Raw genomic sequence first — 7,523 nt, 5'->3', positions numbered from 1 at the left:
GCAGATGTAACTTTATAAAGTTTTGAGGGTTGTTAAGAAATAAATAAAAGATTATAATTACTTTAATTCTAATCAAGGAGGCTTTGCTATGTGTACTTCAATTACAATTAAATCAAAAGACGGTCACTACTTTTTCGGCCGGACATTGGATTTTTTTCCAAACTTTTATGATGATGATTCACCGCTTAAACCGCGAATCTCGATTTATCCTAAGGGTACTCAGCTGCATGGACAATTAGAAGATTGGGAAGCCAAGTATGCAGTAGGTGGAATCGGTATCAAAGGTTCGGTGGCAATGCTTGACGGAATCAATGATGCTGGCTTGGCTGGTGAGCTTAATGTGTTGGAAGAATGCACTTGGGCTGATCAAGCGGAAATCGAAGCAGCCGGTCAGAAACCACTGATGGCCGAGGAGGTAATTACTTATTTCTTGAGCCATTTTAAGACCGTTGCCGAGATCAAAGCACATATATATTAAGGAATTCGCATTGGCTGATGTTGATTTTGCTCCAGCTAAAAACAGTGATTTAATGAAGCGGATCGCCTCACATTATACCTTTGTTGATCCTTCAGGAGACGGCATCGTGCTTGAACCGGTCAATCATGGACGCTTCAAGGTTTATACCAGTATCGGAGTAATGACCAATAGTCCAGAATATGATTGGCAGATCACAAATTTGCGTAATTATGTTCAATTGCAAGGCTATAATGTTGGTAATCCGACCTTAGCTCCAACATTGAATAATAGTGATGTTTTATTGAAACAAATTGGCTATGGATCTGGTCTGTTAGGCTTGCCAGGTGACTATACTTCGACTTCCCGTTTTGTTCGAGCTGCCTTTTTGTCGCGCTTCATTGATGATTTTGACAGCCAAGATGGGATCAATGTTTTATTCAGTACATATACGACAGTCATGGTCCCAAAAGGTGTTGAAAAAGTAACTAAGACATCGACTGACAGCGACAGCACTCAGTACTGGTCCGGTTATGATCTGTCAGAGCGAACCTTCTATATCAAGCCTTATGATACAAATCGCTGGACACGCAAAAAGCTCAGTGACTTTGATCAGGAAGCACATTTTGAGATTTCGCATGAAAATATTTATGCCTGATTTATGAAAGACTGAAAATTAAATTTAATTTTACTCCTGCTATATTTTGGTGGGAGCTTTTTTTATAATAAAAACCATTCAGCAGCTTAAAGTGACCATTTAGTTGAATTAACTGGTTGTTACAAGTAAATTCAGATAAGCTGAAAACGAAAGGAGGTCAGGAAATGTTTGTCAAATTAAACTTAATCGCCCGACATTCAAGAAGAATTCATTGAAATCAACGCTAAAAGGAAAACGCAAGAGATTTCGTCATTGACCATTGCTATTTCAAACTGATCAGTACTCAACAGCTGGTTGGTTATCAAAATCAAAGGCGTAAAACCATGACAACTTAACTCAAAATACAATAATTTGTCTAACTTTTCTATTGTACTTCAGGTGTTTTATCTATTTTTTGGTTTATCCATAAGGCTTGATAAACTAAAGAAGAATGAGCCAAAATTTTTTTGTTGATTATCAGTGGGTAGGGAGCAAGCTGATAAAATTTATTGTGACTAATCGTTATTTTTTGCGGTCGTCCAGTATTATTTTTCAAAATTAATTTATAGTTTCCCGGTGTAAAAAAATTATTAGCATTAGCTTTGATTTTAATTTTTTTTCCTGAATCCAAAGCTTCTAAATAAATGGTTAATTGTGAATTCTTTGGAATGGCGATTTTTATTTTATTAACTTTATGCTTAAAAACAACTCTTTGACTGATAATATTTTTGCTATTGATATAGTCAGACCGCAATTGATATTGAGTAGAAATCTGACTGCGCTGAGCTGCAACAACTAGTGATTTTGGCTTCAAGCTACTGTTAGGTAAACGTAAAAAAGCCAAAAATAAAGTCAGCATTACAATAGTCAAAAGAAACCCGCTTTTTGATCTGCTTTTTTGCGACTGGATTTGATTTTTACCAGCTGAAAAGATTCCTAACTGCAATAGCAGTAACGGAATAATTATTTGCCCATAACGAGACTCAGTTTCCCATAACAGAGTATGAAAAGCAATAAATCCCAGAGTTGTGATTACAAGCAGAATAGCTATTGAATCCGACCACCGCTTTAGCTGTGGTTGCCATTTACTTAATCGTTTGAGCAGCAAAAGATTCAAAATAATTACTGCAATTTGATAACTGTCATCAACAATTTGCTGTATGATTAAAGCATATGCTTGATACCAAGCAGGAGCTGCCCGAAAACCACCATTGTACCAAGAGGAAATTGAAGAAACATTTAAGAAAATACTTAGTTTAAGGAACCAGCGTTTTAATAAATCATTGGCAGTGGATTTTTTGAGGATCGTTAAAATCTTTTTTTGATTTATTTTGTTGCGGACGGCTTTGTTTGGCAGTTTTAATTCTTGAGAAATAATGCTGCGTTCATAAATACCATTTTTGGTTTGACCAGTTAAAATCCAAGAAGAAACCGGTAGCTCATAAGCTGAATTAGATTGGAAACCAGTTATTTTCTGGATTATGTCGTTTGCTGGGAAAACGGATATCAAGCCAAAAATGATCAGTACAAGGGGAATCAGCATTTGGTAATTTTTTAAAAGATGTTTGGACTGCCATAAAATAATAAGTAAAATAATCGCCGGTAGTAAAACAATCGTATTTGGTTTGATAATTTGGGTTAAAAGAACAATTATAAATAAAATTAGTCCGCAAAGATATTTTTGCTTTTTTGTTTTTGACTGCCAGAAAAGCAAAATTCGAAAAATGATTAGCAACCCCAGCATAGCAGGCAAATCAGAATAAAAAATTTGCAAAAAATACGTATAAGCAAATGAGCTCAAACCAACAAAAGCTAGAGTACCGATCATTAAGCTTTTGTTATGACTTATTTTCCAAAGAGTTGATAAAAGAAGGATAATAAAACTATCTAAAAGTCCAAGATTTAGTATGTTTAAAGAAAGATTTGTATCAGCTTTGAAAAAAAAGGTTAAGCGAAACCAGCAAGACAAAAAATAAGTTAAGGCAACATTATTGGGATAACGCCAGAAATAGGTGCTTTCATTCCAACTGTGATTGCCAGTTGCTAATTGTTCAGCTTGGGTCAAGACTCGGTAAGGATCATGATAAACAGAAACTGGAAAATAACTTAATATAATAAGCTGAAACAAAAATATAAACAAAGTTGCAACGACTACTAAAGATAATATTTTTGTGCTGGATAAACGATCAAAAAATTTTGATAAAGGTGTTAGGATTATCCAAATCAACCAAATGATAATTAAAAGCAAAACGCTGTTGAGTAATGAGCTTTTCCATAAAAGATTGCTGAAAATTCCAATTGTTAAGCATCCAATCAAAGTTATCGGAAAAAATCTAAGTCTATGCTGGATAGAGTTCATAGTCAGCCTCCTATTTCAAATATGTCTGAATAATGTAGCGTGGCCGCTGTTTAACCTCAAGGGTTATTTTCCCGATATATTCTCCAATAATGCCTAAACTGATCATTTGCAACCCGCCTAAAATCCAAATCGAAATCATTAATGAAGACCAGCCATGAACAGTCAATCCAAGAAATTTGGTAATCAAAGAATATGACAGCATGACTATTCCCCATGAACTAGCTAAAATACCCAGAATCAAGATCAATCTGACCGGAGCAACTGAAAATGATGTAATCCCATCCCAGGCAAAAGCTAGCATCTTTTTTAGCGGGTATTTTGATTTTCCAGCCAAACGCGGCGATCTTTTATAAAAAACTTTAGCTGTCTTAAATCCAAGCAGCGGAATGATTCCTCGAATAAATAAATTACGTTCTCGGTACTGCAAGAATGTTTGGACGGCACGTTGAGACATTAGCCGAAAATCAGCGTGATTCGGAACTAATTTCACACCTATCAGGTTCAAAAATTTGTAAAAGCAGTTGGCTGAGGATCTTTTGAACCAAGTGTCAGCGGATCGATTATTACGAACACCTAAAACGATGTCAGCACCTTGAAAAAATTTATCAATCATATCACCAATTTTATGAGGGTCATCTTGTAAGTCGGCATCAATCGTAACAATTAGCTTAGCGGTTTTGCTGGCGGCTTTCATTCCGGCAACTAAGGCATTTTGATGACCAAAATTGCGGCTGAATCTGATACCAGCAATATTTTTTCGAATTTGGTGCTCCTGCTCAATTATTTGCCAAGTTCGATCAACTGATCCATCATCAACAATTAAAATATTTGAAGCTCGATCGAGCAACTTTTTTTCAATCAGCTGATTTTCGATTTTTGATAATATCTGAATAGTTGTTGGCAAAACTTCTTCTTCATTAAATGCCGGTACGACAATTGTTAATTTTTCCATACTTTACTCTCCCATCTTTTCTGAAAAATTCACTTTCAGAGTTAAATAAAAACTTCTCATCAATTCCCACCAGCTAATAGCTAGGAAAAAGCTGCCCAAGACATCGCTGGGAAAATGATTTCTTAAATAAAGGCGGCTAAAAGCAACTAATCCAAGCCAAAAAATGGCTAGTAAAGAAACTGCAAACTGAGTTTCTTGATCATCAAGAAGCGGAACAATAATAAATAAAATAATAAAAATAAAAATTGTTGTACTAAAAGTATGACCGCTTGGATAGCTAAAACCATAATCAGTGATTACCTGATTTTGCGGTCGTGGGCGAGCAATAATAATTTTGAAAAGCAGAACAAGAGCATCGCCGCCAACTTGAACGAACATAATCCAAAGCAAATTAAAAATATTTTTTTGCTTCACCCAGATACTGATTGCAAGAATCATGGTTAACAGCAAATTAGCAATTGGACTGCCAAAAAAGGCAATAATTGAAAATAATTGGTCGCTATTTGTTCCACCTGTTGCTAAAATTATTTTTTCGAAAGATATATCAAACTTGCTGATCCAGTGAGTATTTAATTTAACTATTAAAGTCAGACAAATGAACAAACAGCTAGCTACGATTCCAGCAATCAACCAGCGAAAATCTCTTTTCAATAAAATCATTTCTGTCGGCTCTTTTCTTTACTTTTTTGAAAATAAATAATCAAAAATGGAGATAATGAAAATAAAATGATCACTAATAAGAGCAATTCAAAATGTGATTTAACAAATGGAAGATTTCCAAAAAGAAATCCACCAGAAGTAATTAAAAAGACCCAGCTAAAGCCGCCAAGCAGGTTGAATAAAATGAAATCTTGATATTTCATCTTCCCAATTCCAGCGGTAAATGGGATAATTGTTCGAATGACAGGAATGAATCTACCTAAAAAGATGGCCATTCTGCCGTATTTATAATAAAAGTTATTAGTTCGCCTCAAGTCTTGTGGCTTGATCCAACGCTGCCAATTCGGATTCTTCAATGTATTTCCAAAATACTGGCCGATTTTAAAATTTAGACTATCACCGGCAATTGCAGCCAATGATAGCAAGCTAATCAAGGAGAAAAAATCAAGATTGTTCAATGCGATCAGTGAGCCGCCTAAAAAAAGCAATGAATCACCAGGTAAAAATGGGAAAAATATCAAACCCGTTTCGCAAAAAATTATGATCCAAAATGTTAAATAGATTACCCAACTTGGTTGGTTTGCTAGAATATCTGTTAAAAGATTTATTAGCATAAGAAAAATCCTCCAGTGTTATAAAAATAAGAAAAGTGTTTTTAATTTAAATTCACTAGAATTTTATAAAAAACGGTATTCTAAAAAAAGCAATTTAAACTTAGCATTTACTGAAAAATTCTCAGAATAAAAAAGCTCTTGGCTGAAATGACCGATCAGCCGAGAGCTAAAATAAACTTTTTTAAGAATTGTCTGACTTTTAAGATTTTTTAAAGATTAAGCGTGGAAAATTATTGAAAAAATTGAACCATGTGGTTGATTATCAGTCACAAGAATCTGGGCGTGATTTAATGCAGCTAGCTGGTTGGCAATTGCTAAACCCAAACCAGTTCCGGCAATTGAGCCGCGAACATTACTGGAACGATAAAATCGTTCGAATATGTGGCTTTTTTCTTGAGACGGTATGCCGATTCCTTGATCAATTATTCGAATAATAATTTGATGTACTTTTTGTTCAACAACTAGTTTTATAGGTGCGTTTTTTTCTGAATATTTGCTGGCATTAGACAATAAATCCGTTACAATTTGTTCAACCGATTGTTGATGGGCATTTAAGAAAATTTGTGCAGGAATTTGAATGCTAATCGGTTGTTGAATGGCTCCCTTTATTTTGGTAACAATTTCAGTTAGTGATTGGCTCAAATTGAATTTTTTTAAAGCTAATTTCATATCATCAGCTTTTGAAAGAATTAACAATTCTTTAATCAGCTCAGACATTTGGGATGATTCACTGTAAATATATTGCAAAGAGCGAGAAACAATTTCAGGATGGTTTTGACCATGTCTTTGAATCAGCTGAATATGACTTTGAATTGTAGCAATTGGTGTTCGCAGTTCGTGTGCCGCATTAACAACGAATAGTTTTTCTTTGCTGTTTTGATAGTATAGATTTTCCAATAAGTAATTGAAGCTTTTGGCTAATTGTTTGACTTCGCTGGGAGAAGAAGGAACCGGCAATTTTTGGTTGACTTTAAAATTATTAGCCGATATTTTTTGGGATGATTTAGTTAATTTTGCTAATGGATTAGTTAGACGTTGAGCAATCAAGTGGATATAAAGTGGCAATGTAAGCAATGTTAAAATTAAGATTATAACCGTAATAATAATAACACGTTCCAAAATTTCGATTTGGGAATTCAGTCTAATCCAAAGATTATATTTTATTCCTTTAGCATTACCTGTTTTAAATAATAAAAAGCCGGTTCTCGATTGATAATAAAGATCTCTAATGAAAATGATTCGAGAAGGCTTGATTTTTAACAATTTTTTAGTACCAGGAGAGTAGTAATATTCAGTCGTAGCATCTTTACGGGTATTATGGACACGGACATAGCTGGTACTAGTATCCAAGGTACTGTTAAAACGCCATTGTTGCCAATCATGATTTCCATCGATTACTGTTTTTTGTAAGCTGGTGATGATATTAGCGGAACTCTGCCTGCTAGTTTCTAATAGTTGATGTCCAATAGCTAAAATGATAACGCAGCTAAAAATCACAATAACTGCTGTGAGTAATGAAAGAAAACTTCTAAGCATAATTGCAGCGCTCGTCTTGTTTGATTCAAATAAAAATTTCATTCTTATTTCTCCCTCCTAAATTCAAATTAAAATTTAACTGGCCAAGAAAATTATTCTTTAAAAATATAGCTACTTTTTATTTGCTACTGGTATAAATTTTTTCAATGAGTATTAATGACTTTGTGACTTTAAATTCAAGTTGCACTTTTAACTGTCAGATAGCTTTTTCTTCCGCTTTGATTTTGATAAAAATATTTTGGCTTTGCTCGCTTGAAACTGAGAATGATCAACTAATTATTTTCTTGAGCTTTTTAAAACCCGTATTTGTT

7 protein-coding genes are annotated in these 7,523 nt (G+C 34.3%); 2 read left to right on the top strand and 5 right to left on the bottom strand.

The window, feature by feature from the left end; translation table 11 throughout:
- Positions 1–88 precede the first annotated feature (88 nt).
- A complete protein-coding gene (locus tag ON15_RS12110) occupies positions 89–478 on the top strand; it encodes a linear amide C-N hydrolase (RefSeq protein WP_010579420.1) in 390 nt (129 codons plus the stop codon).
- 10 nt (positions 479–488) lie between these two features.
- On the top strand, positions 489–1,112 hold the full coding sequence (locus ON15_RS12105) for a linear amide C-N hydrolase (protein ID WP_010579419.1): 624 nt from the start codon (positions 489–491) through the stop codon (positions 1,110–1,112).
- A gap of 364 nt (positions 1,113–1,476) precedes the next feature.
- Here the strand turns inward: ON15_RS12105 and ON15_RS00060 are convergent, their stop codons facing one another.
- The 5 genes from ON15_RS00060 to ON15_RS00040 form a co-directional block, all read right to left on the bottom strand.
- On the bottom strand, positions 1,477–3,156 hold the full coding sequence (locus tag ON15_RS00060; RefSeq protein ID WP_141567364.1) for a hypothetical protein: 1,680 nt from the start codon (positions 3,154–3,156) through the stop codon (positions 1,477–1,479).
- Between the two features lie 304 nt (positions 3,157–3,460).
- Positions 3,461–4,402, bottom strand: a complete 942-nt coding sequence (locus tag ON15_RS00055; protein ID WP_010579417.1) for a glycosyltransferase family 2 protein — start codon at positions 4,400–4,402, stop codon at positions 3,461–3,463.
- 3 nt (positions 4,403–4,405) lie between these two features.
- Positions 4,406–5,062, bottom strand: a complete 657-nt coding sequence (locus tag ON15_RS00050) for a phosphatase PAP2 family protein (protein ID WP_010579416.1) — start codon at positions 5,060–5,062, stop codon at positions 4,406–4,408.
- Positions 5,059–5,676, bottom strand: a complete 618-nt coding sequence (locus tag ON15_RS00045; RefSeq protein WP_010579415.1) for a VTT domain-containing protein — start codon at positions 5,674–5,676, stop codon at positions 5,059–5,061. Before ON15_RS00045 ends, ON15_RS00050 begins: the two co-directional genes overlap by 4 nt.
- Positions 5,677–5,892: 216 nt before the next feature.
- Complete coding sequence (locus tag ON15_RS00040) at positions 5,893–7,254, bottom strand: HAMP domain-containing sensor histidine kinase (protein ID WP_010579414.1); 1,362 nt, start codon at positions 7,252–7,254, stop codon at positions 5,893–5,895.
- Positions 7,255–7,523: the final 269 nt, after the last annotated feature.

It is taken from the genome of Liquorilactobacillus vini DSM 20605, from assembly GCF_000255495.1.
Taxonomy (GTDB): Bacteria; Bacillota; Bacilli; order Lactobacillales; family Lactobacillaceae; genus Liquorilactobacillus; species Liquorilactobacillus vini.
Note: the sequence above shows the minus strand (reverse complement) of the source record. Positions and strands in the feature narration are given on the sequence as shown.

Coding starts and splice junctions, on each gene's coding strand:
- ON15_RS00045 (WP_010579415.1), bottom strand. CDS start 5,676: ATGCTAATAAATCTTTTAACAGATATTCTAGCAAACCAACCAAGTTGG.
- ON15_RS00055 (WP_010579417.1), bottom strand. CDS start 4,402: ATGGAAAAATTAACAATTGTCGTACCGGCATTTAATGAAGAAGAAGTT.
- ON15_RS12110 (WP_010579420.1), top strand. CDS start 89: ATGTGTACTTCAATTACAATTAAATCAAAAGACGGTCACTACTTTTTC.
- ON15_RS00050 (WP_010579416.1), bottom strand. CDS start 5,062: ATGATTTTATTGAAAAGAGATTTTCGCTGGTTGATTGCTGGAATCGTA.
- ON15_RS00040 (WP_010579414.1), bottom strand. CDS start 7,254: ATGAAATTTTTATTTGAATCAAACAAGACGAGCGCTGCAATTATGCTT.